Source organism: Nocardiopsis dassonvillei subsp. dassonvillei DSM 43111 (assembly GCF_000092985.1).
Classification (GTDB): Bacteria; Actinomycetota; Actinomycetes; order Streptosporangiales; family Streptosporangiaceae; genus Nocardiopsis; species Nocardiopsis dassonvillei.
Genome location: NC_014211.1, coordinates 522936 through 549884, shown reverse-complemented (window position 1 = coordinate 549884; position 26949 = coordinate 522936). Strand labels below are relative to the sequence as shown.

Here is a 26949-nt window from a genome sequence, read left to right as displayed (position 1 = left end):
CGGTGGACGCGGGCGGGTCCTCTCCGGCGGGATCCTTTCGGTGTCCGACATCGGCGCATGTGACCGGACCACGGACACTACGTGTGGGTATGGAAGGATTCACAGGTGACCGATGAGTTCCGTGCCGCGTTCCAACGCGTGCTCGACACCGCAGCCAGCCAGGCACCCGCGTTTCCGGCGGCCGTGCACGACGTGTTCCGGCTGTCCTCCCAGGTGCCCGTCGAAGAACTCGCCATCGCCATGGAGGCGCTGGCCCCGGTTCTGGGCGACAGTGAACCCGTCGCCGGGATCGCGGCCGACCTCGCAGTCCTGGCCGGCGCCCTCGTGGAGGCCGGAGCGCCCGCGGGACAGGTGGGGCTGGAGGTGCTGCGCCAGCTGGGAAGTTACGGTCAGGCCGCAGTGGCCTTCATGCACGCGTGGGACAAGACCGGCGGCGGACAGCTGCCCGCGCCCAACGACGTGTCGGCGGCCGACGAGCAGCGCGTCGAGGAGGTCCTCGGGGAGAACGCCCCGTTGGCCACCGTGGGCTGGTGGACGTCCCTGCGCTACGGGCTGGCCGCCAAGGCCATGCTGGGCGACCCCGGGGTGCGGGCGGCCGTGCGCGCCGACTCCAGCGCCCTGGAGGGGCTGACCCAGATCGTGCACGCGCTGTCCACGCAGCTCAGCGAGTTCGTCGAGGTGAACGAACTTCTGCGGATGGCGGAGGCGAGCACGCTCTTGGTGCTGGACCGGACCTCGCGCCGGGGCTTCCAGGTGCGCTTCGACGGGATCGGCGACAACTTCCAGCTGCACACGCTGCTCGCGGACGCGCTGATCGGCAAGGAGGGGCGGCTGGTGCCCGGCACCCGGCCCGACCCCCGATGGACCGCCGCCTGCCTGGACGCGCCGGTGGACCCGCTGGCGGACGTGGTGCGCGGCGAGTGGGACCTGGTCGGCGGCGACGGCACGTGGGTGGGCAACGAGGCCCTTCCCGGGGACATCCCGCTGGTCGACGGCACGCGGGTGCTGGTGCTGGAGCCGCAGTCGCTCAGCCACTCCTGGCGTGCGGGGCGCAGGCACCCGCACATCCCGGGGTCGCTGGAGGTGCTGGAGGAGCTGCGCCACGAGGACGCGGCCGCGTGGTGGACGCGGATCCACATGGCCGGTTCGGTGCGCCATCCGATGGCGCCGCCGATCGAGCACGACGAGACCGGGACCCACCGGACGCAGGCGCCCCGCCACTTCGGTGTGGCCGCGCACTTCGCCGAGGTGGACTCGGGTCCGATGTCGGCCTCCTTCCGGTCGCTGGAACCGGAGGCCGACGACGACCCGCTTCCCGGGGAGACCGGCGCCGCGGCCGCGGAACCGCAGTCCCCGCCGGATCCGTGGGAGACCCCGTCGCAGGACCGGGACGGGTCCCCGGGGACCGAAGCGCCCGAACCGCACCCGTGGGCCGCCGACCCGCTGCCCTCCCGCACGCGTGCGGAGCCGCCGGAGGCCCCCCTGGCCGGGGACCCGCTTTCGGACCCCTTCTCGGACCCGCTCTCGGGTCCGCGGGAGCCCTGGCGGTCCGGAGGAGCGGTGGAGGAACCGGACTCCTGGGGCACGGCGGAGCCGATGAGCGAGTGGCGCAGTCCCGAGCCGCTGGGCTTCCGGACCCCCACGGAGGCCGACGAGAGCACGGACCGGGCCCGGCCCTGGCCCCTGGCCGCTTCGGAGAACTCCTGGAGCGGCGCGGAGCCGATCAGCGAGTGGCGCAGCCCCGAGCCGCTGGACTCCCGGCCCCCCGCGGAACCCGAGGAGCACATGGGGCAGGCGGGCCGGACGGGCCCGGACCGGTCCTGGAACCCCGCGGCCCCGGAGGACCCGTTGGGCGCCTGGGGGCAGCCGGAGGCTCCGGAGAGCCGGGCGGCGGGCCCGGCCCGCCCCCTGGACGCGACGGATCCGGCGGAGGCGGAGGACACGGCGGACTCCGGGGGCCACGGCGACGACAAACGCCCCGGCGCCCGTCTGCTGCCGCCCATGCCGCCGGGCGTCTCGGACAGCTGGGCGTGGGCTCCGGGCTGGAAGTGGCCCGCGCCTCCCGGTTCGTCCGACTGAGCACGGCCCGCGGCGCCCGGCCGGGAAGGGCGTTTCCGGCCGCGGACCGGGTGACGGTCACGGGTCCGGGGTACGTGCTCGGGACCGCCGACCCGGGCCCCGTGCCGGTACCGCCGTATGACAGGTGTCATGCCGCGACACAGGCGGCTCTCACACCGACCCGGTGACTCCTGCGTCTGGGGGCGGGCCTCCCCGGTCGGCCAAGCTTGGGGGTATGACGACGTTGAACAGCGACCGCCCCGGCACCGACGCCGAGTCCGGAGCCGGAACGGGTTCCGGGCCCGGGTCCGAGGCCGGAACCGGATCCGCGTCCGGGACCGCGCCCGCCGGTGAGGACTCCCCGCGCGCGGACGGCGCACCCATGTCCGCGGAGGAGCGCAAGGCCGCCGAGAGGGAGGCGCAGAAGGAGGAGGCCCGGGCCGCCCTGCGCGCGATCAAGCCCTGGGAGGGCAGGGCGACCCGGCAGGACAAGGCGCTGATGGCCGCCTTCGTCGGCGTTCCCCTCTTCTTCATGGCGCTGACGCCGGTCAAGCCCTTCCTGATCGCCCACCACCCGGTCCTGCTGGAGTTCGTCACCGGCAGCAACGCGGCGGTCGGCGCGGCCGCGGCGTTCGCGCGGATCGGGGAGATCCCCCTGTGGCTGGTCGTGGTCGCGGGAGTCGTCGGCAAGGTGAAGATCGACTGGCTGTTCTGGTGGGTCGGCAGGCGCTGGGGCCGCGGTTTCGTCAACCTCATCGCGCCGGGCGACAGGGCGCAGCGCTTCGCCGACCGGGCACAGGACATGAACCCCTGGATCATGCCGGTCGCACTCATCCTCAGCTACCTGCCGGGCGTTCCCACCGTGTTCGTCCTCGTCATCGCGGGCTGGACCGGGATGCGCCTGGTGCCCTTCCTCCTGCTGGACGCCCTCGGGGCACTGGTCCTCACCGCGTCCGTGGCCTCGGTCGGCTACGCGGCGGGCCAGACCGGGGTCGACATCGTCCTGCTGGTCGACAGGTACGCCCTCTGGTTCACCCTGGCCATCGTCGTCGTCATGGCCTTCGTCCCCGTGTTCAAGCAGAACCGCGCGCAGAAGAGGGCCAAGGCCGCCGAGGAGGCCGCGACCGCAGACGGGGCCGGGGCGGCAGAGGAAGCAGGGACCGCGGAGGAAGCCGAGGCCGTAGAGAGGGCCGGGGCGGTGCGGGGCGACGAGAGGGCGCGGGACCCGCGGGACTGACACCGCGGGACCGGCACCGCGGACCGGGGCCTCCCGCCGCCGAACGCGCGCGACCCGCTGCGACCAGGCGCTTCCACGGAAAGTACCGTGAAGGAAGCGGCTGGTCACCCACGCGCCGGGGGCACCCGACTAGGCTGGCGTTCGGCAATCCGACAACCCGGGCAAGCCGACTGCGCTGGGTGCGTCACAAACACACTCAAGGAGATCCCGTCATGGGACAGCGACACTTCGATCTGGTGGTTCTCGGCGCGGGCCCCGGCGGCTACGTGACCGCCATCCGCGCCGCCCAGCTCGGACTGAAGACCGCCGTCATCGAGGAGAAGTACTGGGGCGGGGTCTGCCTCAACGTGGGCTGCATCCCCTCCAAGGCGCTGCTGCGCAACGCCGAACTCGCCCACCTGTTCCAGAACGAGGCCGACTTCTTCGGCATCAAGGTCGACGGCAAGGTGGAGTTCGACTTCGGCAAGGCGCACAGCCGCAGCCGCGAGGTGGCGGACGGCCGGGTCAAGGGCGTCCACTACCTGATGAAGAAGAACAAGATCACCGAGCTGAACGGCCGGGGCACCTTCACCGACGACCACACCGTCGAGGTCAGCGGTGAGGACGGCGCCACCGAGACCGTCACCTTCGACCACGCGGTGATCGCGGCGGGCTCCTCCACCAAGCTGCTGCCCGGTACCGAGCTGTCCGAGCGGGTCGTCACCTACGAGGAGCAGATCCTCACCGACACCCTGCCGGAGAGCATCGTCATCGCCGGCGCGGGCGCCATCGGCGTCGAGTTCGCCTACGTCCTGGCCAACTACGGCGTGGACGTGACGATCGTGGAGTTCCTCGACCGCCTCGTGCCCACCGAGGACGAGGAGGTCTCCAAGGAGCTGGGCCGCGCCTACAAGAAGCTGGGCGTCAAGGTGATGACCTCCACCCGCGTGGAGTCGGTCGAGGACACCGGCGAGGGCGTGCGCGTCACCGTCAGCGGCGGCGGCAAGGAGCAGACCCTGGAGGCCGACAAGCTCCTCCAGGCCATCGGCTTCGCCCCCAACGTGGAGGGCTACGGCCTGGAGAAGACCGGCGTCGAGCTGACCGACCGGGGCGCGATCGGCATCGACTCCCGGGGGCGCACCAACGTCCCGCACATCTTCGCGATCGGCGACGTCACCGCCAAGCTGATGCTGGCCCACACCGCCGAGGCCATGGGCATCGTCGCCGCGGAGACCATCGCGGGCGCCGAGACCCAGGAGATCGACTACCGGTTCATCCCGCGCGCCACCTACTGCCAGCCGCAGATCGCCAGCTTCGGCTACAGCGAGAAGGAGGCGCGGGAGGCGGGCTTCGACGTCCAGGTCGCCAAGTTCCCGTTCATGGCCAACGGCAAGGCCCACGGCCTCGGGGACACGCGCGGTTTCGTCAAGATCCTCTCCGACGGCAAGTACGGGGAGTTCCTCGGCGCGCACATGATCGGCCCGGACGTGACCGAGCTGCTGCCCGAGCTGACCCTGGCCCAGCAGTGGGACCTGACCGTGCACGAGGTGGCGCGCAACATCCACGCGCACCCCACGCTCAGCGAGGCGGTCAAGGAGGCCGTGCACGGCCTGGCCGGTCACATGATCAACATGTGACGCACCGGCGCCCTCGGCCCCGCCGCCCCGGGAGGGCGGCGGGGCCGCGCCGTACCCGTGGGGGCGCCGCCCGTCGGAGGCGGGCCGCGACCCCTGCCACGGGCGCTCCGCGGACTTGCTAAGTTTCGTGTGTCCCCGCCGGATCCCCACCCCGAACTCCGGCGCTCCCCCGACCGAAAGCCATCCATGCGCCTGATCCCGTCCACTCCCCTGTCGTGCCTGGGCACGGCCGCCGCCGTCGCCGTCGTCGGCGGGTTCGCCCTCGTCGGCTTCGGCGTGATCGACCTCGACGAGTTCGAGATGGACCTGTCCTTCGGAGACGGCGTGGACCTGCCCTTCGGGGACGGTGATGAGGCGCCGGAGCAGGAGGCCGGGGCCTCGCCCGGCCCCGAGGAGGAGCAGCCGGAGCAGGCCGCGCCGGAGTACGGGCTGCCCGAGTCGTGCGCGGCCGCCGGCGCCGCGGAGGTGGTCGGCGAGCTGGCCCCGGGGCAGGTGCTCACCGAGGAGGTCGGTGAGGTGGAGGGCGTCGACGGCGCCGAGCAGGTCGTGTGCTCGTTCAGCGACGGGAGCACCGGACCCGGCGCCTCCTCGTTCACGCTGGTGTTCACCCTCAACGCCGACCCGAGCACCAACCCGGACGTGGTGCGGGTGCCCGGGGAGCAGGAGCAGATGAACTGGGAGGTGGACATCGACGTGGACGTGGACACCTACCACACCGAGGAGTCCGACTCCCTGGGCGGCGACCTGGAGTACGTGGGCACCGTGGACGGCTCCAGCCGCCACCTGTACCTGGCGCTGCCCGACGAGCTGTACGTCACCGCCATCGCCTACGGCGAGGAGGTGCCGCGCGAGGACCTGGAGCGGGTGGTCTTGCTGGCCGCCGAGCGCATCCGGGGCTGACCCGCGACGCGAACGACCGAGGGGGCCGCCGGTGGGCGGCCCCCTCGCGTGTCCGGGCGCTCCCCGCGCCCCGGGCCCCGTTCCCCGGGCACGGGGCCCGGGGCGGCTCCCCTGGGCTGTCGGCCCTACGTCGACGTCCCCGTTCCTCGGACGCCTCCTCCGGGCCTCCAGAACCCCGCCGGACGCCTCGTCGACCCCCAGCGGCACGGGAGGGCATTCGGAAAACGGACCCTAGTACTCCACGGGGATCTCCTCGAACTCACCGAACGGGCCCGCCCGCAGGGTCAGCTCCTCCACGTCCACCGGCGGCGCGGGGAAGACCGCGACCAGGCTGTAGGTGTTGTCGGGCTGGAGCATGTGGACCTCCTCGGCGAAGCTGCTGTAGCGCCCCTCGCCGAAGTCCATCTGGGCCACGTAGCGCACCAGGCCGCTCTCCGGCTCCAGCAGCTGGAAGCCGCCGAGCGTGCCCTTGTTGAACTGCTCGGGGCCGCCCGCCTGGACGGCCTCCTGCCCGCCCATGTCGGGCATGGTCGGCTCGTCGGTGGTGTTGGTCAGCGCCACGGTGCCGATGACGTACGCGCCGTCGCGGCGCAGCGGGTAGACCTCCAGGCGCACCCCGTCCAGCTCGCCCTCGGCCACCACGGATCCCGGGTCGTCGTCGTAGGGCGCGGGCCAGGTGACGTTGCGCTGGGCCGCGCCCAGGGCGTCGTCGTCGTACTCCTCTTCCTCCGTGGCCTCCACGGTGGTGTCGAAGACGTAGGAGAACTCCACCCGCCGGTTGCGCGCCCGCGCCTCGTCGTCGTCGGGGCCGCCCTCGCGGGCGATCGGCTCGTGCTCGCCGCGGCCCTCCACCTCAAGGGTGTAGTCGGTGCCCAGCTCCTCGGCGAGCAGGTCACGCACGCTCTCGGCCCTCTGCACCGACAGGTTGTCGTTGTAGGCGTCGTCGCCGATGCTGTCGGTGTGGCCGATGACGGTGATGACGGGCTCGTCGGGATCGACGTTGCGGGCCAGGCTGGTGGCCGCGCGCCGCACCACGTCCTCGGCCTCGGAGGTCAGGTCCGAGCGGTCGAACTCGAACATGACGTCGGAGTGCAGGGAGATGATCTCCCGGTCGCCGTCGCGGGTGGTGGAGGCGATCTCGGAGTCCACGAAGCTCTGCACCCAGCCCTCGTCGGCCACGGCGTCCGCGTCCGGGCGTCGGTTGGCGAAGGTGAGGTTCTCCCCGCTCGGCGGCGGGTCGTCCGGGGTGAGGTGGTCGGCCCCGTTGGGGTCCTGCGGGTCGGCCCGCTCCTCCTCCACGTCCACGACCGGGATGCCGGTCATGGCCCCGAGCCCGCTGCCGACGAACGTGACCTGCCGGACCTCGTCGGGCAGTCGCGGGAAGTAGCGCACGTACTCGTTGGTGACCCCGTCGTGGACCGGGTAGAGGCCGTCCTGGTTGGGGCTCTCGGAGCCGTACTTGAGGCCCTCCCCGTCCAGGAACTGCCGGTAGACGCGGCCGGTGAGCGGATCGACGAGGGTGTGGGCCATGCTCATGTTCCGGTTGGGCCCGGTGAACTCGTCGAGGTAGGTGACCTCGTAGTACATGACGGTGTACTCGTCGGTGCGCTCCAGGCCGGTGACGGCGAAGCGCATCTCGTTGTCCCGGCCGGTGTCCTGGAAGATGCGGCCCTCACGGACGTAGGGGAACTCCTCCCTGACCTCGGGCGGGCCCGACGCGTTTCCGAAGGTCTCGGACCACCAGTCGGACACCCCCTCGGTGACCGTGCAGCCGCTGAGCAGGAGGCTGCCCGAGACCGCCAGCGCGACCAGGGGTAGGGGCGACTTCCTCGCCATGTGGGGGAACTCCGATCGTTGAGGAGACGTACGGGCAACATCCTCCTGCACCCGCGGGGCGGAACCGACCGCCCTGCCCGCTGTTGGCGGGTTACGTCCGCTTGGCGGCCGGTGCCCGGTGCGGGGCGATCCGGTCGGCGCGAAAGCCCCGGACGGGTCCCGGACGGGCCTCGAACGGGTTCCGGGAGCGGGGCCCGGAGGAGTCCCTGACGGGCGGCGGGGGCGCCCCGGACGGGTGACGGGCAACGGACAACGCTCCCGCGGTCGCCGACGGCCCCGCGTCACCGCAGGTCACGGGCTTTCTCGCGCGGTACGAAAAAAATTCCGCGGAAACACCCATCCGCCCCCGCGTCGGCCCCGAATGACCGACGTGACCACCGAGACACGCGGGAACACCCCGCCACGCGACAGGCGACGGGTCGTCGTCGGATCGGTCGTGGGGCTGCTCACGGTCGGCGCCTCACTGGGCACCGCCGAGCTGGCCGCAGGACTGCTCCGCACCGTGTCTCCGGTGGTCGCCGTCGGCGACACGGTCGTCGACACCACACCGCCCTCCCTGGTGGAGGCGGCGATCGACCTGCTGGGCAGAGCCGACAAGGTCGTGCTCGTGGCCGGGATCATCGTCGTCCTCCTGGGTGTCGGGGCCGTACTCGGCACGGCGTCGCTCCGGCGGCCCGTCGTCGGGTACACGGGGTTGGCGGTGTTCACCGCGGTCGGGCTGGCCGCCGTGCTTCCGCACCGCTCCGACGACCCGGGTACCCCGGTGCCCGTGCTCGTCGGGGCGGTCGCGGGGGCTCTGGCCCTGGTGCTCCTGGTGCGCGGCGCGCGCGGGACGCTCCGGCCCGAGGCGGACCCCGGACCACAGGGGGTGGGCGGTCCGAGGACACCGGCGGGCGCGGAGGGGGCTCCTCCCGAGGCCGGACCGGACCGGGGCCCGGGCAGACGCGGTTTCGTGCTGACCGCGGCGGGCGTCCTGGCCGTGTCCGGCGCCGCCGGTGTCCTCGGACGCCTGCTGCCGACCCTCGGCGGAGGCGCGGGCTCGCGCTCCGCCCTCGCCCTTCCCGCGGCGGCGAACCCGCTGCCGCCGCTGCCCGCCGCGACCGAACTGGGCGTTCCGGGGCTGACCCCCTTCACCACGCCCAACCGGGAGTTCTACCGGATCGACACCGCCCTCACCATTCCCCGGCTGGACTCCACCCGCTGGACGCTGAGGGTGCACGGGATGGTGGACCGCCCCTTCGAGATCGACATGGACGAACTGCTCGCCGAGGAGCTCGTCGAGGCCGACATCACCATGACGTGCGTGTCGAACCAGGTCGGCGGCGACCTCGCGGGCAACACCCGCTGGCTGGGCTTCCCCCTGGCCGACCTGATGCGGCGGGCGGGTGTGCGGTCCGGCGCGGACCAGATCCTCAGCACCTCCGACGACGGCTGGACCTGCGGCACGCCGACCGAGGTCGTCATGGACGGTCGCGACGCGCTCCTGGCCGTGGGCATGAACGGAGAACCCCTCCCCCACGTGCACGGCTACCCGGCGCGCATGGTCGTCCCCGGCCTCTACGGGTTCGTCAGCGCCACCAAGTGGGTCACCGACATCAAGCTGACCCGCTTCGCCGACGAGCGGGCCTACTGGGCGCAGCGCGGCTGGGCCGTGCGCGCCCCCGTCAAGACCATGTCCCGCGTGGACGTGCCCGCGCCCCTGAGCCGGGTGGACGCCGGAGAGGTCGTCCTGGCCGGAGTGGCCTGGGCCCAGCACCGCGGGATCGACGCCGTGGAGGTGCGCGTGGACGGGGGCGAGTGGCGGCGGGCCGAACTCGCCGAGGTCCCCGGCGTCGACACCTGGGTCCAGTGGGTGGCCGAGACCACCGTCGAACCCGGCCAGCACTCCGTGGAGGTCCGGGCCACCGACGCCACCGGGTTCACCCAGCCCGCCGAACGGGTGGATCCCGTGCCCGACGGCGCCACCGGCTGGCACAGCATCCGGTTCACCGCCGAGTAGACGCACCCCTCGACCAACACCGGCGCAAGTCGGTGACGTGAGCAAACAGAAGTTAACCAAGTTGAAGGAGCAAACAATGGTCCGCAAGAACAGCCTCACCATCACGGCCGCCGCTGCCGCGCTCGCCTTCGGTCTGACCGCCTGTGGCGGCGACATGGGCGGCGGGGAGGAGGCCGCCGAGGAGACCCCCACCGCGACCGAGTCCGAGAGCGGCGGCATGGGCGGCGAGGAGGGCACCACCGAGATGGCGGGCGAGAACTTCGGTTCCGGCTGCGCCGAGGTGCCCGCCGACGGCGAGGGCAGCTTCGAGGGCATGGCGGACGACCCGGTCGCCACCGCCGCGTCCAACAACCCGGTGCTGTCCACGCTGGTGACGGCCGTGACCGAGGCGGACCTGGTGGACACGCTCAACTCGGCCGAGGACATCACGGTCTTCGCCCCGGCCGACCCCGCGTTCGAGGCGATCCCGCAGGAGGACCTCGACGCGCTGCTGGCCGACCAGGAGCAGCTGACCGAGGTGCTGACCTACCACGTGGTCGAGGGCCGCCAGACCCCGGCCGACCTGGAGGACGGCACGTTCACCTCGCTCCAGGGCGGAGAGGTCACCACCGAGGGCTCCGGCGAGGAGTTCACGGTGAACGGCGAGGCGGCCGTCATCTGCGGCAACGTGCAGACGGCCAACGCCACGGTGTACATCATCGACGGCGTGCTGATGCCCGCCTAACGGCCTCCGGCACGGTGCGACCCCCGGGCGGTCCGAGCGTTGACGCCGGGCCGTCCGGGACCCCGCCACCGCACCCGCGCCCGGCGGGGCTCCATGGTGTCCATGGAGCCCCGCCGGGCGCGCTACGGAAGAACAGCCGGGCGACGGCACGGCTGACGTGCGACTCTGAAGGGGTCGGGGTCCTTCGGGGCACACCCGGACCCGCCCGGCGCACGGACGAGGCGAGCAGCGCAGGACCACCAGGAAGAGGAGCGGATGGACGAGCACGCCGCGATACCCCGGGGCCCCCGCGGGGCGGAGGCGGAGCCTCCGGTTCCGCCGGCCCAGCGGCTCACGGAGCTGCTCCGCCAAGTGGCCCGGGGTGAGGAGAGCGCGTTCGGCGAGGTGTACGACCTGGTCATCCCGTCGGTGTACGGGCTCGTCCGCCGTGTGCTGCGCGACCCCGCCCAGTCCGAGGAGGTCGCCCAGGAGGTGATGGTGGAGGTGTGGCGCACCGCCTGCCGTTACGACGAGCGGCGCGGCAGCCCCCAGGCGTGGGTGATGACGCTCGCGCACCGCCGGGCGGTGGACCGGGTGCGCTCCGAGCAGGCCGCCACCGACCGGGAGGCCAGGGTGGCGGCGGCGAGCACTCAGCGCCCCTACGACGAGGTGGCCGAGGAGGCCACGAACCGTCTGGAGCGCGAGCGGGTGCGCCGCTGTCTGGAGACCCTGACCGAACTCCAGGGCCAGTCCGTACGTCTGGCCTACTACGGCGGATACACCTATCGTGAGGTGGCCCGCCTGCTTTCGACGCCGTTGGGCACCGTGAAGACGCGGATGCGCGACGGCCTGATCCGGCTGCGGGACTGCTTGGGGGTGGAGTGGTGAGGAGGACACTGGGCCAGGATCCGCACATCCTCTCGGGCGCCTACGCCCTGGGCGCCCTGTCGCCGAGCGAGAGCGTGCGGTTCGAGGACCACCTGGCCGAATGCGACTCCTGTGTACAGGAGACGCGCGGTTTCACCGAGACCGTCGCCCTCCTGGGCACCGCGGCCGCCGGTACGCCGCCCGCCGAACTGCGCGAGCGCGTACTGGAGGAGGTCGCGCGCACCCGCCAGCTCGCCCCCGCTCCCGAACGCCTGCCGGTGCCGCGTCCGGGGCGCTGGACCCGGGGCCTGGGACTGGTGCTGGCCGCCTGCCTGGCCGTCATGGTCGCGCTGGGCGCGGTCGTCATCGACCAGGTGCGCCAGGTGCGGGACCTGCGGGAGAACGAACGGCAGATCGCGGCGGTGCTCTCCGACCCCGACGCCGACCACACCACGGCCCAGCCCATGGAGGGCGTGTCCGTGACGGTGGTGCACTCCGAGAGCAGCGGACGGCTGGTGTTCAGCGCCCACGGACTGGAGCGGCTGGAGGACGAGGACTACCAGCTCTGGCTGACCCGTGACGACGGCAGCGTCTACTCGGCCGGGGTGCTCTCCGTGGACGAGTCGGGCTTCGTGCTCCCGGTCCTGGCCGCGCCGCAGGACGAGGCGACCGGGGGCGTGGCCGTCACCGTCGAGCCCGAGGGCGGCTCCGAACAGCCCACCTCCGATCCGCTCATGGCGATGCCCTTCGAGGGCTGAGGGCCGGTCGCCGTTCGGCTCCCGGCCGGGCGGCGACCGGTTCTCCTTCGGTCATCGGATGACCGGTGACCGGCCCCTCATCCCCCGGGCGGCGGCCCGGGCACCCGACCGGCCGTGGCCTGACCGCTCGGCCCCTTCGGGGGGCGGGGCCGCGGTCAGGCCACGGCCACCTCCTCGGGCCGGGGCAGGTCGCGCATGACCGGGGAGAGGCTGAACAGGGCGGCGAGCGCCGAGACCAGCGCCATCGTCAGGAACACCCAGGCGGGTCCGGCGTGGTCGAAGATCACCCCGATGCCGAGGATGCCCACCGGCTGCGACACCAGCGCCATGAACGTGACGGCGCCCAGGACGCGGCCCTGGTAGCGGTCGCTGACCGACACCGCGACGTAACCGTGGAACACGGCGTTCACGCAGGGCACGATGGCGAACACGCAGCCCACCAGCGCCCCGAGGAACATCACGTTGGGTGCGAACAGCAGCCCCAGAGCGCACACCGGGGCGGCCCAGGCCGCGACCAGGAAGATGGCCGAGGGCCGCACCCGCCTGACGACCGCCCCGGCGCAGAGCGCGCCGAGCAGGCCGCCGGACCCGGCCAGGGAGACGGTCATCCCGGTCTGGAGGTGGCTGGCGCCCTGGCTCTGGGCGGTGGCGATGAGGGCCAGGAAGGCGCCCGTCTGGGTGTAGGTGAGGTTGAACCCGACGATCCACAAGATCATCGGCCGCAGGATCGGGTGCCTGGCCAGCACGGTGAACCCGCTGACCGCCTCGCGCAGGGTCCACGGTCCGCGCGCGCCGGTCGGGTGGGCCTGCATGGGGCGGCGGATGAGCAGCACCAGGGCCGCCGACACCAGGTAGGCGAGGGCCTCGGCGGCGAAGGGGAAGGCCCGGCCCACGCCGAACAGGGTTCCGGCGAAGGGTCCGCCGAGGGCGGTGGTGCTGAAGAGGCGGATCTGGTTCTGGGCGGAGGCCTCGGCCGTCTGTGAGGCCGGAACCAGCTGCTTGACGGAGGCCATCGCGACGGGGTTGGAGACGCCCATCAGCGCTGCGGAGCCGACCGCGACGCCCACGATGACGGTGAACGTGACGTTCCCGGTGAGCAGGAGGACGGTGAAGAGGGAGAGCAGCGTAAGCCGTCCGAGGTCGCAGCACAGCAGCACCGTGCGGCGGTTGGTCCGGTCGGCGAGCGAACCGCCGAGGACGGCGGTGACCATGGCCGTGGTGACCTGGGCCGCTCCGATGACGCCCGCCTGCGCCGCCGATTCCGCGAGGAGGAGGGCGAGGAGGGGGTAGGCGATCTCGCCGCTCTCCTTGCCCAGTCCCGCGAGGAACCGGCTGGTCCAGAGCACCTGGAAGTCGCGGTTGCGGGTGAGGGGGACGAGCTGTTCCGCGCTGTGGACCGGCGGGGTCCGGCCGGGTGACCGGGACGGGCGTTCCTGTTCCGCCGTCATCGCGATCGTCTGCCCCGTCCGCGGGCCCGCGCGGCGGGCCTGTCGGAGGGTGTGGTTCTCATTCCGTAATTATGCGCGCATTGCCCGCATTAGTGAGCTTTGTTGGTTCTGTACTCCGCACGGTGGAGAACACCTGGAAAATCCACTCCGGGAGTGGTGTAGACCCCGCGTCACGCAAGGGTGTTTTGGGGCGCGTGTGGCTGATCTCCCGGCTTCTCGTATGCCCTGAACAGGGGAAACGTGGATTCCTTGTCAGTTCGATCCGGGATGAGCCGGTGCGCGGCAGGAGTGGGACGTGGAACGCGTCGGGTTCTGCGCGAAAGGTGAGTTGACTGGGGTGAACGGGAGCGGGGAACGGCTGCCAGCGACGACGGCGGGGAGGGGCGCGGAAGGCTGTCGCGGTGCACATGGAGGAGGTGGCCGAATTCGGCCAGGGGGCTTTGGGCCGGGGGATTCCGGCCAGGGCGGCTTCGGGGTCCGCTCGGCCGGACGAGGTCTGCGTGACGTCCGGCCGTGCGGGGGCTCGCGGGGGCACCCGGACTCAGACCGTCTGTGGTCTGGTCGCCTTGCCGTCGAGCCAGAGCTCGGTGGAGGCGTCCCGATGGGTACCGGTGGTGCCCACGTGCTTGGCGCTGATCCGCGGGCCCTTCTTGATGACGTGGACCAGGGCCATCGCGTGGCCGCGCCCCAGACCGTAGTCCTCGGCCAGCCACTGGACGATGGCGCCCGCCTTGACCGAAGGGTCGTCGTAGCCCTTCTCCCTGGCGCGGTCGACCAGCGTGCGCGGGGTCAGACCGGTCTTGTCCTCGACGGCATCCAGATAAGCCTGGAACGACATGGGGGCCTCCTCGACTGGACAGGTCCCGATACTCACACGCGCCTGCGACATTCCGGCGGCAGCGGCACCGGTCTCCGAGGCGGGCCGCAGGCGCGCGGGGGCCGCAGGCGCGCGGGGCTGGAGCGCGGGGGCCGGAGCACGCGAAGTCAGGAGGCCAAGCGCGCGGGCTCAGGAGGGTTGTCCACAGGCGTGACAGCGGGGTGGTGGACGGCTCCCGGGAGGGGCATGCTGTTGATGGGGGCGCCCGGCCTCCGCGCCGTGGAACACGTCCCCCATGACAGGTATGCCCACCGCGGTCCCGGCACCACCCCGCGCTCCCCGGTCTGTGGACAACCGCCTAGCCTTGCCGGATGCCCCTTCCGCCCCCGATGCCCGTCTCCACCCCATGACGCCGTGGGTCGTGGCCGTGGTCCTGCTCGCGGCGCTGCTGCACGCGGGCTGGAACGCGATCGCCCACTCCATCACCGACCGCCTGCTCGGGTTCGCCCTGATCGGCCTCGGCGGAATGCTCGCCGCCCTGCCCCTGCTCCCGGTCGTGGGACCGCCCCCGCGCGAGGCCTGGCCGGTCCTGCTCGCCTCCCTCGCCACCCACCTGCTGTACATGAGCCTGCTGATGGCCTCCTACCGGACCGGCGAGTTCGGCCAGGTGTACCCGATGGCACGCGGCACGGCGCCGTGGGTGGTCGCCCTGACCGGCATCCTCCTGCTCGGCGAGTCGATGCCCCCGTCCGACCTGGCCGGGGTCCTGGTCGTCTCCGCCGGGCTGACGACGCTGGTGTTCGCGGGCGGCCGGCCCTCCCGCGCACAGCTCCCCGCGCTGCTGGCGGCCTTCGCCACCGGCGTCAGCATCGCCGTCTACACCGTGGTCGACGCCCACGGGGTCCGCCTCACCCAGGATCCGCTGGGCTACATCACGTGGCTCATGTTCCTTCAGGGACCGGTGTTCTTCGTGGTGGCGGTGTTCACCCGCCGAGGCGCACTTCCACACCAGCTCAAGCCGGTCTGGAAGTTCGGACTCCTGGGCGGCGTGGTCAGCGCGGTCGCCTACGGGCTCGTGCTGTGGGCGCAGCTGACCGGCGCGGTCGCGGGCGTCGCCGCGCTGCGCGAGACGAGCATCGTCTTCGCCGCGGTGCTGGGCGCACTGCTGTTCGGGGAGCGGTTCGGCCCGGTGCGGGTCGCCGCCTCCGTCATCGTCGTGACCGGAGTTCTCCTCCTGGCTTTCTGAGCGTCTTCATGACTCTGAACAGCGCTTACCCGTATCGTTTCCGGCGTGACACGAGCCTCGACCCCCTCCGGGTCCACCACCGCGACGGACACCGCCGCCACCGCTACCGCCACTGACACCGACACCGACACCGGTTCCGGAACCGGCCCCGGCTCCCCCCACCCGGCGGAGCCCGCGCCCGACCACGGGCCCGAGTCCGCCGCCGTACGCGCGGTCTGGCAGGACCTGGGGCTCCCCGGGCTCATCGACGTCCACACGCACTTCATGCCCGACAACGTGCTGCGCAAGGTGTGGGCCCACTTCGACGCCCTCGGCGGCCTGTGGCCGATCACCTACCGCTTCGACGAGGACGAACGCCTGTCCCTGCTCCGGGGCTTCGGGGTCCGGCGCTTCACCGCCCTCTCCTACCCGCACCGCCCCGGCATGGCCGCCTGGCTCAACGACTGGGCGGGCGACTTCGCCGACCGCAACCCCGACTGCCTGCGCAGCGCCACCTTCTACCCCGAGCCGGAGGCCCGGGACTACGTGGCCTCGGCGCTGGAGGCGGGTACCCGCGTGTTCAAGGCACACCTCCAGGTCGGCCGCTACGACCCGCGCGACCCGCTGCTGGCCGACGTGTGGGGGCTGATCGCGGACGCGGGCACGCCGGTGGTGGTCCACTGCGGTTCGAGCCCCGAGGCGGGACCCTTCACCGGCCCCGAACCCTTCGCCGAGACCCTGCGCGCCCACCCCGGGCTCACCGCGGTCATCGCCCACGCCGGGGCCCCCGACTACCGCGCGTTCCTGGACCTGGCCGAGGACCACGAGCGCGTCCACCTGGACACCACGATGGTGTTCACCGAGTTCTCCAAGGACTGGGCGCCCTTCCCCGACCAGGAGGTGCCCCGCCTGAAGGGCGTCGCGGACCGGATCCTGTTCGGCACGGACTTCCCGAACATCCCCCACCCCTACCTCGAACAGCTCCGGGCCCTGGCCCGGCTCGACCTGGGCGATGACTGGCTGCGGGACGTCCTGTACGGCAACGCCGCCCGGCTGTTCGGGCTCTGAGGGCCACCGGCTTCCGGCAACCAGTGCTGGACAGCCGACGGCCGTCCGGTGATGGTGGTCGTGGGGCGGCCGTCTTCGGCCTCCGCCGCCCCGACCACCGCCCACCATCACCGACGCGGAAAGGCACCCCGGCACCATGGAACTCGCCCTGACTCCCCTGGAGTTCGCCCGCCGCACCCGAAGACTGCACCCCCGGCGCGAGGCGGTGGTGGACCGTGGCCTCCGGCTCACCTACGAGGAGTTCTTCGACCGCTGCGACCGCTGGTCCCGCGCCCTCCAGAACATGGGGGTCTCCAAGGGCGACCGCGTCGCCTACATCTCCCCCAACACCCACGCCCAGCTGGAGTCCTTCTACGCCGTGCCGCAGCTCGGCGCGGTGCTGGTACCGGTCAACTTCCGGCTGTCGGCGGACGACTTCGTCTACATCGTCAACCACTCCGGGGCCCGGGTCCTGTGCGTGCACGCCGACCAGCTCGACGCCGTGGACGGCGTCCGCGACCAGATGCCGGACGTGGAGCGGTTCGTCGCCCTGGAGGGGGCGCGCCCCGGCTGGGAGGACTACGAGACCCTCGTCGCGCAGTCCACGGCGGACTACACCCGTCCCGAGATCGACGAGACCGACCTGCTGACCATCAACTACACCAGCGGGACCACGGCCCGGCCCAAGGGCGTCATGATCACCCACCGCAACGCGTACATGAACTCGGTGGGCACCCTCCTCCACCTGCGGATCGGCATCGACGACCGGTACCTGTGGACGCTGCCGATGTTCCACGCCAACGGCTGGACCTACACGTGGACGGTGACCGCCGCGGCCGCCGCCCACGTGTGCCTGCCCGCGATGGACCCGGCCACCGTGTACGAACTGATCCGCTCCGAGGGGGTCACCTGGCTGTGCGCGGCCCCCACCGTGCTGATCATGCTGTCCAACGCCCCCGAGGAGGTGCGCGGCGAGGTTCCGTCCGGCGTGCACGTGGTGACGGCCGGGGCCTCGCCCGCCGCCGACACCATCGAGCGCTTGGAGGACGGTTTCGGGTGGACCGTCACCCATGTCTACGGGCTGACCGAGACCACGCCGTTCATCACCGTGTGCGAGCCGCGCGCCGAGCACGGCGGCCTGTCCCCGCGCGACCGCGCCGCCGTCAAGGCACGCCAGGGGGTCGAGCTGATCACCTCCGGCGAGCTGCGGGTGGTGGACGCCGACGGCGTCGAGGTGCCCTGGGACGGCACGACGGTCGGGGAGATCACCGTGCGCGGGAACGTGGTGATGAAGGGCTACTACAACGACCCGGAGGCCACTCGGAAGGCCATGGGCGACGGCTGGTTCCACACCGGCGACGCGGCGGTCACCCACCCGGACGGGTACGTGGAGATCCAGGACCGGATCAAGGACGTCATCATCTCCGGCGGGGAGAACATCTCGTCCGTCGAGGTGGAGGGGGTCCTGCTGCGGCACCCGGCCGTGCTGGAGGCGGCCGTCGTGGGCGTGCCGCACGAGCGCTGGGGCGAGTCGCCGAAGGCGTCCGTGGTGCTGCGCGAGGGCGCCGCGGCCACGGAGGAGGAGCTGATCGCCTTCGCCCGCGACAACCTGGCGCACTTCAAGGCGCCCACACAGGTGGAGTTCGTGGAGCAGCTTCCCAAGACGGCCACCGGCAAGATCCAGAAGTTCGTGCTGCGCGGGGGCGCGTCCGCGGTGTCGCGGCAGTAGCCGCCGGGTTCAGGCCGGGGCCCGCGCCCCCGCAGGGCGCGGGCCCCGGCCGGGCGGCGTCAGTGTCACGCGGGCGGCCAGTTGAGCAGGACGAACCCGGCCTGGAAGGGGTCGGAGCAGACCATGCGGCGTCCCACGCCCGAGATGTTCTCCGGCTCGGAGTGCACGTGTCCGCCCGCGGCCACGACCCTCTCCGCGACGGCTTCGCAGTCGGCCACAGCGAACACCGGGTGCCAGTCCTCCTCCCCGCCGAACCGGCCCCTGTCCCCGGGACCCGCCTGCAGGATGCCCCCGTGGGTGCTCTCGTCACCGGTGCCCGCGGGGCGCAGGACCGTGTACCCGCCGACCTCCTCCCCTCCGAGGGACGGGTCGAACGGGCTGAGGTCCCACTTGAAGACCCCGGTGTAGAACTCGGCCGCGCCGCGCGCGTCGGTGGTCCGCAGCTCCACCCAGCAGAGGCTGTTGACCCGCCCCACCAGACCGAGGTACATCTCCCCCCGCCAGACGCCGAAGGAGGCGCCCTGGGGGTCGCGGAACAGCGCCTGACGGCCCAGGTCGAAGATGTCGAACGGCTCCACCAGGAGGGTGCCGCCCAGCCGCTCCACCCGTGTGATGGTGTCCTCGATGTCGGAGTCGGCGAAGTACACGGTCCAGGAGGGGTGGTCGCTCTCCCCCATGACCGGGCTGACCCCCGCCGCGGCGAGCCCCTCAGCGCACAGGAACTTGTAGCCCTCCAGCTGCCGGATGTGCGTCTCGGCGCTCCAGCCGAACACGTGCCCGTAGAAGGCTGTCGAGGCCTCGACGTCGGGTGAGGACACCTCGACCCAGCAGGGCGACCCGGGTGTGAAATCCGTACTGATCATCGCTGTCCCTCTCCGTGACGGCACACCACCCTTCGGTTCCTTCCCTGGTGAGGGAGGTTCCAGGGATCGGAGGGGCAAAGACTCACACAACTCGCCGTTGCCGAGCCCGTCCGCGGGCGGGACGCGGCGCTCCCGCCGAGGGGTACGGGGACGTCCGGGCCCGGCGGCTCCGCGCGCGCCGACCCGCCTCCGGCCACGGCACTGACGCGCTCAGTGCCTGAAGTGCACGAACAGGCGCCCGAAGTTCTTGGAGTCCTTCTCGACCCGGTGGTAGCGGGCCTTGACGTCCTTGCGGTCGAGGAAGCGCAGCACCCGCTTCTTGAGCTGCCCGGACCCCTTGCCGGGGATGATCTCGATGCTCTTGGCGCCCGTGCGCTCGGCCTCGTCCATGATGTCGTTGAGGGCCCGGTCGATGTCCCGTCCCTTGTTGAAGATGTCGTGCAGGTCGAGTTTGAGCCGCACCGTGCCTCCTCCGCGTCCGGTAGCCGGATCATACGCGTCGCGGGACCGCGCGCCGGGGCCGCGGCGCGGCCTCCTCCTCCGGTGCTCGCGGCGTCCCGCGTCACGCCCCGAGGCGCAGGGTGAAGACCACCCGGTCCACGCCCGGCCCCTCGTAGTCGGCGTGCGGTCCGGTGACGGTGAAGCCGTGGGCGCGGTGGAAGGCGATCGAGCGCTCGTTGGCGGGGGAGGTGACCGCGCGCACGACCGTGCACCCGCGCTCCCGCGCCCCGTCCGTGAAGCGCCGGTACAGCCCGTTCGCGAGCCCCGTCCTGCGGTGTCCCGGGGCCACCCCGGCGAAGTGCACGTACGCCTCCTCGGGCACGGACGGCGAGGGGAAGCCGATCAGGAAGCCCGCCAGCTCCCCCTCCGCCTCGGCGATGAGGCTGGTGGTGTGGAAGTGGTCGAGGAAGAGCCGGGGGAGGATGTGCGCCACGGGGCGCCCCCACCAGTCGTCGCAGACCGCCAGGATGCGCGGGTGGTCGGAGGGGAGGGCGGTCCGGACACGGACGTCGGTCACGCGGGGGCTCCTGCTCGTCGTCGGAGGGGTGTTCCGGGTCCGGCAATACCCGCCGACGGGTCCGCGAACCGCCTTCGCGGACCCGCCCACTCTGGGTACGGGAAACCGCTCAGGGGCGCCCGGACCCCCGCTCCGGGACCGGCGCGCTCCGCTCACCCGTTCCTGCCTCCTCCGTGCACACCTGCGCCAGGGGTTTTTCGCCGTCCGGGCACCGCCCCGGTACCTGACCGAAAAGCCCTGGCCCCTCCGGAGGCCCGGCGGGGATCATCGGAACCATGGACCGGAGAGAACTCGTACGCGCCTCCAAGTTGCTGTCGCGCGTGCTCCGCCACGACCCCGCCCGTGTGGGGGTGCGGCTCGACCCGCGGGGGTGGGCCGGGGTGGACGAACTCCTCGCGGGCTGCAGAAGGGCTGGAGTGCGCCTCAGCCGCGCGGCCCTCCAGGAGGTCGTCGACACCAACGACAAGAAGCGCTTCGTCCTGAGCCCGGACGGCACCCGCATCCGCGCCCAGCAGGGCCACTCCGTCCGCGTCGACCTGGGGCTGGAGCCGAGCACGCCCCCCGCCCTGCTCTACCACGGCACCGTGGGCCGGCTCCTGCCCGCCATCACCGCTGAGGGGCTGCGACCGATGCGGCGGCACGACGTCCACCTGTCCCCCGACACCGCGACCGCCCGCCGGGTGGGCGCCCGGCGCGGCGCGCCGGTGGTCCTCACCGTCGCCTCCGGACGCATGCACGGCGACGGCCACGTCTTCCGGGTCACCGGCAACGGAGTGTGGCTGGTACCCGCCGTGCCCCCGGAGTACCTCGGCGAGCCCGTCTAGGGGCGCAGCACCGCAGCGCCGGGGCGCCGCCCTCCCGCTCCGTCAGGAACTCGGGGCCGGACCGCCGAGAAGATCGCGGTGCCGGGGATCAACCGGCCGCGCACCGGCCCCCAGCCGCCCCACACCCGGTCGAGCCCCTCGGGCCACTCCGGTTCGACCATGTCCCGCAGCACCAGGCCCGCGCGGGCGATCCCGCGCACCCAGTCGCCCACCGTGTGGTGGTGCTCCACGTAGACCGCGTCCCCGCCGTCGTCCTCCTCCACGTAGGCGCGGCGGTCGAAGTAGGACTGGTTCACGGTGAACCCGTCCTCTCCGGGGTCGTCCGGGAAGCTCCACCGGACCGGATGGGTCACCGAGAACACCAGCCGCCCGCCGGGCCTGAGCACCCGCGCGGCCTCGGCCAGGGCGTCGTCGGCCGAGGGCACGAACGGGAAGGCCCCGAAGGAGGAGAACACCACGTCGAAGGCGGAGTCGGCGAACGGCAGCCGCTGGGCGTCGGCCTGCACGGCCGCGAGCGCGTGCCCGGTCCCCGCGTCGATCCTGCGCGAATGCTGGAGCTGTCGGAAGGACAGGTCGAACCCGACCACCTCGCGCACCCCCTGGGCGCGCAGCCACCGCCCGCACTGGCCCGCGCCGCAGCCCACCTCCAGGATCCGGGCCCGCAGGAGGTCCTCCGGGCCGCCGAGCAGGCGCGCCCCGGCCTCGGTCAGGCCCTCCGGGCACCACACGAACTCGGCGTCGCCGAGGAAGTCCCCGTGCTCGGCCTGGTAGGCGTCGGCCGCGCCGTCCCACCACCGGCGTCCGGCGCGGGCGCTCTCCTCGGCGTCCACGGTGCGGCGCGCCACGCGCCCGGGATCCGGATAGCCGTCGTCGTTCATGGGCCCCAGCCTCCCAGAAGGGCGGGCGCGCACGGGGCCCGGACGCCCACACGCTTTCTCGGTCGGGTCCCGGAGACAGAAACCCCGTGGTCGTACCGGACGCGTCCCCGGGCTAGGCGCTCCCGGGCCTGCCCGTGCCCGCGGTCGCACCGGAGTCCTCGCCGGACCCCTCAGGCCCCTTGGAACTCCGGCCGGACTCCACGGCCTCGGTGGTCTCGGCGGACTCGGAAGGCTGCGCGGCATCGGCTGTCGCACCGGACTCCACGGTCTCAGCAGCCCCGGCGACCTCCACGGTCTCACCGGGCTCCATGGCCCCGGCGGTCTCCGCAGACCCTGCGGCCTCCCCGGCCTCACCGGACTCCCCCGCCCCGGCCTCGCGGGCGTCCCGGATCTCACGGCGGACGAGGAAGACCCATCCGCCCACGGCGACGACGGCGAACACCCACCACTGCACGGCGTAGGACGCGCTCATCCCCGCGTCCTCCTCGTGCAGGACGACCGGCTCGGGCGCCGCCTCCGGCATCGGGTCCTGGCGGGTCAGGTCGACGTACCCGCCGTAGACGGGGTAGGGCAGGTCCGCGGCGATCTGGTCCACGTCGACCATCATCAGCTGCCCCTCGGGCAGGTCGTCGCGGTTGCGCAGCCCGGTGTTCTCCTCGGTCTCGGAGTAGTGGAGGCGCCCGGCCACCTCCACGGCGCCCTCGGGCGCGGGCGGCACCTCCGGCTGGTCGAGGGCGGTCTCGCCGCGCTCGACCCATCCGCGGTTGACCAGGACCGCGGTCCCCTCCTCGGTGACCAGCGGGGTCAGCACGTGGAAGCCCACGCCCCCGGAGCCGTCGCGGTTGCGCAGCAGCAGCTCGTGCTCGGTGTCCCAGGTGCCGGCGGCCTCGACGGTGCGCCAGCGGTCGCCGGGGTCGACGTCCTCGCCGACCCGGGTCAGCTCGGCCACCGGCACGGGGTCGGCGGCGAGGTTGGACTGCTGGAGGTCGACCGCCGCGCCGCGCTGCCCGGCCCGGTCCAGCTGCCAGAAGCCCAGCCAGACGAAGCTGGGCACCAGCACCAGCACCAGCACGTGGAAGGCCAGCATGCGTTGCGAGAACAGGACTTTGAGCACGTCTTCGAGGTTATGAGACTCCTCCGGCCGCCTCGCACCGCCCCTCGCCTCCCCGCACCGCGCGGCCCTCGGCCCGCCTGACCGGGCCCGCCGCCGCGGTCGGGGCCGACCGCCGCCGGCCGCGCCCCTCCGGCGGTCCGCACGCGAACGGGGCCGCCGGTGACCGGCGGCCCCGCGTGTGTGGTCGGGGAACCCGGGTCCCCCGACCGTGCTACTCGTCGTCGCCGGTCACGGCGGCGGCCTTGCGCTTGCGGGCGAAGTACAGCCCGGCACCGCCCGCGCCGACCGCGGCGACGCCCGCGGCGACCAGACCGGCCAGGGCGCCACCGGTCACGGGGAGCTGCTCGTCGGCCTGGGGCTCGGTCGGCTCCTCGCCGGTGCTGGAGTCGTCCTCGCCCTTGTCCTCCTCGCGGGGCTCCTCGGGCTTCTCCTCACCCGGCTCCTCGGGCTGCTCCTCCTCCGGCTTCTCCTCCTCGGGCTGGCCGGGCTCCTCGGGCTTCTCCTCGCCGGGCTCCTCCGGCCGCTCCTCCTCGGAGATGATCTCCATGCAGGAGCCCTCGGCCAGGCCGAGCACGGACACGGCGTTGCCGCAGATGTCGACGGCCGCGTCCACCGGGACCACGACCTGGTTGCCGCTGCCGATCCCGCCCGCGCCGCTGGTGGCGGCGTCGGGGGCGCCCTCGTTCTCGGGGGAGGCCTGGATGATGTTGATGATGGTGGTGCACTTGGCGCTGGAGCCGCCCAGGACGGCCACCGAGTTGCCGCAGACGTTGATGGCGGCGTCCACGGGGACGATGATCTGGTTGCCGCTGGCCACACCGCCGGAGCCGTCGGTCCTGGTGGTGGGCGCGTCGGCGCTCTCCTCCTCCAGGACCTCGACCACCTCGACGCACTCGGCCTGGCTGATGCCGCCGACCGCGGCCGCGTTGCCGCAGGCGTCGATGGCGGCGTCCACGGGGACGATGATCTGGTTGCCGCTGGCCACACCGCCGGAGCCGTCCGTGGAGGCCCCGCCCTGGCCGCTGGCCTCGTAGAGGACCTCCGAGACCTGGGTGCACGTGGCGCTGGAGATGCCGAGGATCGCGATCGAGTTGCCGCACAGCTCGGCTTCGACGTCCACGGGCACGACGACCTGGTTCCCGCTGCCGATCCCGCCGGAGCCGCTGGTGGTGGTGTCGGCGAAGGCCGCCGCCACGGGCGCCACGACCAGCCCGGCGGTCATGACGGTGGCGAAGGAGTAACGGAGTGTGTTGCGCATGTGCGGAGGTGACCTTTCACGGGTACGGCTCGGGGATCGCGCCGTTGCGACGCTGGTCCGCGACGGGACCGGTGCCCGCGTCGTCTCGCGGGTCCGGCTGTCCACGGCGGTGCGGGTCCGCCAGCAGAGAAGACTGCGTGGCGGCGGGGCGACCCGCATGTGTGAAGTCGCGGTTCGAAAGTTCGCGGAACCGCCGACGGACCGAAACGTTAGCAAGCCACCGAAGGCTCGCAGGCGTTTTCGGAAAATACTCTTCCCCAGTATAAGTACAGTCCGCAACAGATTTGCCACACGGAGTCATAAGAGCAGCTCGCAGCATGCCCCATTGGCTACCCCTTGCTTATGGACACCTACTCCATGTTGCCACAGGAAAAGAAAATTTTCCCGGTAAACCCCAGAACCGAACCTACTAAGCAACTTCGCAGATTCGCACCCAAGCCACCCCTTGACGCCCGAAACCCCGTGCCGGGTTTTCCCTCCCGTGCAAAGATAATTCCCTTGTGGGCGAAAAGCCGGAAAAAGGGAATACCCACGGAGCCCCGCCGGCGGCGCCGTACCGCCCGGAGGGCGCGACCGCCGGAAGCGTGTGAGGTGCGTCCCGCTCATCAGGACATGCCCCGCTTCCCCCGCCCACCGGAACGTGCATGCAACCCGTCCTCACCCGCCTGGGACCACGGCGGCCGTTCGCGGACCCGCACGTCACACCGGCGGCAGCTCCGGCCAGGACGCTAGCGCAGCGCCGCGACCCTCACCGGGTCGACGCCGTGGCGCGCGGCGACCTCGCCGATCTCGGCCAGCAGCGCGTGGCGGCGGGCCGCGCCCAGGTAGGAGGCGTGCACGCCGTTCGCGGCGAGCCCGACCAGGTCGGCGGCGTCCAGGCCCAGGGTGTGCGCGGCACGGTACTCGCCGTTCAGGTCGGTGCCGAACATGGTCGGGTCGTCGGTGTTGAGGGTGACCAGCAGACCGGCCTCCAGCATGCGGGGCAGCGGGTGGTCGCCCAGCTCGGCCACGGCGCGGGTGCACACGTTGGAGGTGGGGCTGACGTCCACCGGGATCCGCCCCTCCGCCAGGCGGCCGACCAGCGCCTCGTCGCGCATGGAGTCGATGCCGTGGCCGATGCGCTCGGCGCCGAGCGCGTCCAGGGCCTCGCGTACCCGCTCGGGACCGCCGTGCTCACCGGCGTGCGGCAGGCTGGCCAGTCCGGCGGCCCGCGCCCTGCCGAACACCCCGGCGTACTGCTCCAGCGGGGTCTCCACTCCGCCGACGCCGAAGCCGACGACGCTGGGCGGCGCGTCGCGCAGGACCGCCTCCACGGTGGCCTCCGCGCTCTCCAGGCCGAAGTCGGCGGGGAAGTCGGGGATCCACCGCAACTGGATGCCGTGCCGGCTCTCGGCCGCGCGGCGAGCCTCCTCGATGCCGTCGAAGACCACGCGGGCGGGCACCCCGCGCATCAGGTGGGTGTAGAGGCTGACGTGCATCTCGGCATAGCGCACGTTCTGCGCGGCCAGGCGTTCGGCGACCGCCGAGGCCAGGAGTGCGAAGTCCTGCTCCTCGCGCAGGGTCGCGACCGAGGCGAGGTAGACCTCGACGAAGTGCGGGAAGTCGGTGAAGACGTACCAGTCCCGGAGCGCCTCCGGGGTGTCGGGGACGTCGGTGACGCCGTGCCTGCGGGCGAGGTCGAACAGTGTGTCGGCGGGCATCGACCCCTCCAGGTGGACGTGCAGCTCCACCTTGGGCAGGTCCCGGATGAGCGCCTCGACGTCGGGAGGCGTGGAGTGTGTGTGCATGGCGACAAGTTACGCGTGCCGGGGAGCCGCCCCAAGCCCCTGCCGGTCAAGTTCACAGCCGTCCGTCAGAAGCGGGCCCGGATACGGTGAGGAGGTGATCCCCCAGCCCCCGCCGCGGTCTCCGCGTCCCCCGTCGAGCACCGCCGTGTTCCGCGCGCGCAACCTGATCCGCGCGCAGACCAGTCCGCGCCTCGCTCCCTACGTGGCCTTCGGCGCCGTCCTCCTCGCCCTGTGGCTGATCTGTCTGATCCCGACCGCCCACCTCGCGGACACCCCCGAGCGGTTCCTCGCCTACTCCGGCGCCGGGCTGGCCCTGGTCGTCGGGGCGACCGCGCTCGCCGGTGAACTGGCAGCCCGGGGGACGCGCCGCTCCTTCGGTGACGTCCCCCTGCCGCCCGACGCCGATCCGTACCGGCTGGCCATGGCCGAGAAGCTGGTGGCGGAGGGGGTGCTGTGTCCCGACCCCGGGACCAACTGGCTGGCCCGGATCATGGCCGAACGAAAACTGAGGGAGTACGGAATCCGGTTCCCCCGCCGCACGTCCGCCATCTGGGCGGCGGTGTCGTGCGTACAGGCAGGATTCCTGGTGTGGTGGCTGTCCACGGAGGGCCTCTCCGTGGAGACCGGGTGGCTCCTCTTCACCCTCCTGTGCAACGTGCTGTTCGTGCTCCTCCACCCGTCCATGGCGGCTCGGGACAGGCGTTGCGCCGAGGCGGTCCGCGACGCCTACGACCACTACGCCGCCGGAGGACGGCACTCCTAGGACCCGCTCACCGCGCCCCTCACGACTCCGCGTACGACGCGCCGACCGCTCCGGAAGGCGGCCCGGCACGTCCCCTCGGCGTGCTCCTTCGCCCCTGTGCCGGCCCGGGGGCCGGCCCCCGCCGCACACGGACCCCCGAAGCCGCGTCCGGCACGTCCGCGGTCGGACCACCGACGGCGCACCCGCCGGGCACGGCACTCGCCG

The 26949-nt window shown here is 72.6% G+C and carries 23 protein-coding genes; 13 read left to right on the top strand and 10 right to left on the bottom strand.

The annotated features are described in order from the left end of the window. Positions 1-105 precede the first annotated feature (105 nt). The 4 genes from NDAS_RS26575 (at position 106) to NDAS_RS26560 (ending at position 5811) form a co-directional block, all read left to right on the top strand. Positions 106-2079 (top strand): hypothetical protein, encoded by a 1974-nt coding sequence (locus NDAS_RS26575; RefSeq protein WP_013156356.1) that lies wholly within the window; start codon positions 106-108, stop codon positions 2077-2079. A gap of 214 nt (positions 2080-2293) precedes the next feature. Continuing rightward, entirely contained in the window at positions 2294-3295 is a 1002-nt protein-coding gene (locus tag NDAS_RS26570; protein ID WP_013156355.1) for a DedA family protein, read from the top strand. 212 nt (positions 3296-3507) lie between these two features. Further along, complete coding sequence (gene lpdA / locus NDAS_RS26565) at positions 3508-4911, top strand: dihydrolipoyl dehydrogenase (RefSeq protein WP_013156354.1); 1404 nt, start codon at positions 3508-3510, stop codon at positions 4909-4911. Between the two features lie 186 nt (positions 4912-5097). Then, positions 5098-5811, top strand: a complete 714-nt coding sequence (locus NDAS_RS26560; RefSeq protein WP_013156353.1) for a hypothetical protein — start codon at positions 5098-5100, stop codon at positions 5809-5811. 231 nt (positions 5812-6042) lie between these two features. On the opposite strand, the gene NDAS_RS26555 is transcribed toward NDAS_RS26560, so the two are convergent. Beyond that, a complete protein-coding gene (locus tag NDAS_RS26555; protein WP_013156352.1) occupies positions 6043-7647 on the bottom strand; it encodes an OmpA family protein in 1605 nt (534 codons plus the stop codon). Positions 7648-8008: 361 nt separating this feature from the next. On the opposite strand from NDAS_RS26555, the gene NDAS_RS26550 reads away from it, so the two are divergent. From NDAS_RS26550 to NDAS_RS26535, 4 genes are all read left to right on the top strand, one after another. Continuing rightward, positions 8009-9646, top strand: a complete 1638-nt coding sequence (locus NDAS_RS26550) for a molybdopterin-dependent oxidoreductase (protein ID WP_013156351.1) — start codon at positions 8009-8011, stop codon at positions 9644-9646. A gap of 76 nt (positions 9647-9722) precedes the next feature. Further along, positions 9723-10370, top strand: a complete 648-nt coding sequence (locus NDAS_RS26545; protein ID WP_013156350.1) for a fasciclin domain-containing protein — start codon at positions 9723-9725, stop codon at positions 10368-10370. A 255-nt stretch (positions 10371-10625) separates the two neighbouring features. Continuing rightward, positions 10626-11237 carry a sigma-70 family RNA polymerase sigma factor gene (locus tag NDAS_RS26540; protein WP_013156349.1) on the top strand — a complete coding sequence of 204 codons (612 nt, stop codon included), beginning with the start codon at positions 10626-10628 and terminating at the stop codon, positions 11235-11237. Next, positions 11234-11974: an anti-sigma factor gene (locus NDAS_RS26535; protein WP_013156348.1), complete on the top strand. Its 741-nt coding sequence runs from the start codon at positions 11234-11236 to the stop codon at positions 11972-11974. Before NDAS_RS26540 ends, NDAS_RS26535 begins: the two co-directional genes overlap by 4 nt. Positions 11975-12129: 155 nt before the next feature. Here NDAS_RS26535 and NDAS_RS26530 read toward each other — a convergent pair whose 3' ends face one another. After that, positions 12130-13422: an MFS transporter gene (locus NDAS_RS26530; protein ID WP_013156347.1), complete on the bottom strand. Its 1293-nt coding sequence runs from the start codon at positions 13420-13422 to the stop codon at positions 12130-12132. 541 nt (positions 13423-13963) lie between these two features. Beyond that, positions 13964-14260, bottom strand: coding sequence for a DUF4287 domain-containing protein (locus NDAS_RS26525; protein WP_013156346.1), 297 nt, complete (start codon positions 14258-14260; stop codon positions 13964-13966). Between the two features lie 385 nt (positions 14261-14645). Between NDAS_RS26525 and NDAS_RS26520 the strand changes: the two genes are divergently transcribed. The 3 genes from NDAS_RS26520 to NDAS_RS26510 all read left to right on the top strand — a co-directional run bounded on the left by NDAS_RS26520 (position 14646) and on the right by NDAS_RS26510 (position 18240). Further along, positions 14646-15485 carry an EamA family transporter gene (locus tag NDAS_RS26520; RefSeq protein ID WP_013156345.1) on the top strand — a complete coding sequence of 280 codons (840 nt, stop codon included), beginning with the start codon at positions 14646-14648 and terminating at the stop codon, positions 15483-15485. Positions 15486-15530: 45 nt separating this feature from the next. After that, the gene (locus tag NDAS_RS26515; RefSeq protein ID WP_013156344.1) at positions 15531-16532 is read left to right on the top strand and encodes an amidohydrolase family protein; all 1002 of its coding nucleotides are present in this window, start codon (positions 15531-15533) and stop codon (positions 16530-16532) included. A 136-nt stretch (positions 16533-16668) separates the two neighbouring features. Further along, positions 16669-18240 carry a long-chain-fatty-acid--CoA ligase gene (locus tag NDAS_RS26510; protein ID WP_013156343.1) on the top strand — a complete coding sequence of 524 codons (1572 nt, stop codon included), beginning with the start codon at positions 16669-16671 and terminating at the stop codon, positions 18238-18240. 65 nt (positions 18241-18305) lie between these two features. Here the strand turns inward: NDAS_RS26510 and NDAS_RS26505 are convergent, their stop codons facing one another. From NDAS_RS26505 to NDAS_RS26495, 3 genes are all read right to left on the bottom strand, one after another. Next, positions 18306-19103, bottom strand: coding sequence for a VOC family protein (locus NDAS_RS26505; RefSeq protein WP_013156342.1), 798 nt, complete (start codon positions 19101-19103; stop codon positions 18306-18308). Positions 19104-19313: 210 nt separating this feature from the next. Beyond that, on the bottom strand, positions 19314-19565 hold the full coding sequence (locus tag NDAS_RS26500; protein WP_013156341.1) for a Smr/MutS family protein: 252 nt from the start codon (positions 19563-19565) through the stop codon (positions 19314-19316). A gap of 100 nt (positions 19566-19665) precedes the next feature. After that, positions 19666-20121 carry a GNAT family N-acetyltransferase gene (locus NDAS_RS26495; RefSeq protein WP_013156340.1) on the bottom strand — a complete coding sequence of 152 codons (456 nt, stop codon included), beginning with the start codon at positions 20119-20121 and terminating at the stop codon, positions 19666-19668. Between the two features lie 275 nt (positions 20122-20396). Between NDAS_RS26495 and NDAS_RS26490 the strand changes: the two genes are divergently transcribed. Next, entirely contained in the window at positions 20397-20945 is a 549-nt protein-coding gene (locus NDAS_RS26490; RefSeq protein ID WP_013156339.1) for an RNA 2'-phosphotransferase, read from the top strand. Here NDAS_RS26490 and NDAS_RS26485 read toward each other — a convergent pair. The 4 genes from NDAS_RS26485 to add all read right to left on the bottom strand — a co-directional run bounded on the left by NDAS_RS26485 (position 20942) and on the right by add (position 25982). After that, on the bottom strand, positions 20942-21823 hold the full coding sequence (locus tag NDAS_RS26485; RefSeq protein WP_013156338.1) for a class I SAM-dependent methyltransferase: 882 nt from the start codon (positions 21821-21823) through the stop codon (positions 20942-20944). The genes NDAS_RS26490 and NDAS_RS26485 overlap by 4 nt on opposite strands. Before the next feature lie 112 nt (positions 21824-21935). Beyond that, positions 21936-22937, bottom strand: coding sequence for an SURF1 family cytochrome oxidase biogenesis protein (locus NDAS_RS26480; protein ID WP_041553442.1), 1002 nt, complete (start codon positions 22935-22937; stop codon positions 21936-21938). A 211-nt stretch (positions 22938-23148) separates the two neighbouring features. After that, positions 23149-24195, bottom strand: coding sequence for a chaplin (locus NDAS_RS26475; RefSeq protein WP_013156336.1), 1047 nt, complete (start codon positions 24193-24195; stop codon positions 23149-23151). A gap of 728 nt (positions 24196-24923) precedes the next feature. Continuing rightward, positions 24924-25982, bottom strand: coding sequence for an adenosine deaminase (gene add, locus NDAS_RS26470; protein WP_013156335.1), 1059 nt, complete (start codon positions 25980-25982; stop codon positions 24924-24926). A gap of 145 nt (positions 25983-26127) precedes the next feature. Here add and NDAS_RS26465 point away from each other — a divergent pair, with 145 nt between their 5' ends. After that, the gene (locus tag NDAS_RS26465; protein ID WP_013156334.1) at positions 26128-26745 is read left to right on the top strand and encodes a hypothetical protein; all 618 of its coding nucleotides are present in this window, start codon (positions 26128-26130) and stop codon (positions 26743-26745) included. Positions 26746-26949 lie beyond the last annotated feature (204 nt).

Coding starts and splice junctions, on each gene's coding strand:
- NDAS_RS26545 (WP_013156350.1), top strand. CDS start 9,723: ATGGTCCGCAAGAACAGCCTCACCATCACGGCCGCCGCTGCCGCGCTC.
- NDAS_RS26560 (WP_013156353.1), top strand. CDS start 5,098: ATGCGCCTGATCCCGTCCACTCCCCTGTCGTGCCTGGGCACGGCCGCC.
- NDAS_RS26485 (WP_013156338.1), bottom strand. CDS start 21,823: ATGAACGACGACGGCTATCCGGATCCCGGGCGCGTGGCGCGCCGCACC.
- NDAS_RS26525 (WP_013156346.1), bottom strand. CDS start 14,260: ATGTCGTTCCAGGCTTATCTGGATGCCGTCGAGGACAAGACCGGTCTG.
- NDAS_RS26510 (WP_013156343.1), top strand. CDS start 16,669: ATGGAACTCGCCCTGACTCCCCTGGAGTTCGCCCGCCGCACCCGAAGA.
- NDAS_RS26570 (WP_013156355.1), top strand. CDS start 2,294: ATGACGACGTTGAACAGCGACCGCCCCGGCACCGACGCCGAGTCCGGA.
- NDAS_RS26540 (WP_013156349.1), top strand. CDS start 10,626: ATGGACGAGCACGCCGCGATACCCCGGGGCCCCCGCGGGGCGGAGGCG.
- lpdA (WP_013156354.1), top strand. CDS start 3,508: ATGGGACAGCGACACTTCGATCTGGTGGTTCTCGGCGCGGGCCCCGGC.
- NDAS_RS26550 (WP_013156351.1), top strand. CDS start 8,009: ATGACCGACGTGACCACCGAGACACGCGGGAACACCCCGCCACGCGAC.
- NDAS_RS26530 (WP_013156347.1), bottom strand. CDS start 13,422: ATGACGGCGGAACAGGAACGCCCGTCCCGGTCACCCGGCCGGACCCCG.
- NDAS_RS26505 (WP_013156342.1), bottom strand. CDS start 19,103: ATGATCAGTACGGATTTCACACCCGGGTCGCCCTGCTGGGTCGAGGTG.
- NDAS_RS26475 (WP_013156336.1), bottom strand. CDS start 24,195: ATGCGCAACACACTCCGTTACTCCTTCGCCACCGTCATGACCGCCGGG.
- NDAS_RS26490 (WP_013156339.1), top strand. CDS start 20,397: ATGGACCGGAGAGAACTCGTACGCGCCTCCAAGTTGCTGTCGCGCGTG.
- NDAS_RS26555 (WP_013156352.1), bottom strand. CDS start 7,647: ATGGCGAGGAAGTCGCCCCTACCCCTGGTCGCGCTGGCGGTCTCGGGC.
- add (WP_013156335.1), bottom strand. CDS start 25,982: ATGCACACACACTCCACGCCTCCCGACGTCGAGGCGCTCATCCGGGAC.
- NDAS_RS26520 (WP_013156345.1), top strand. CDS start 14,646: ATGACGCCGTGGGTCGTGGCCGTGGTCCTGCTCGCGGCGCTGCTGCAC.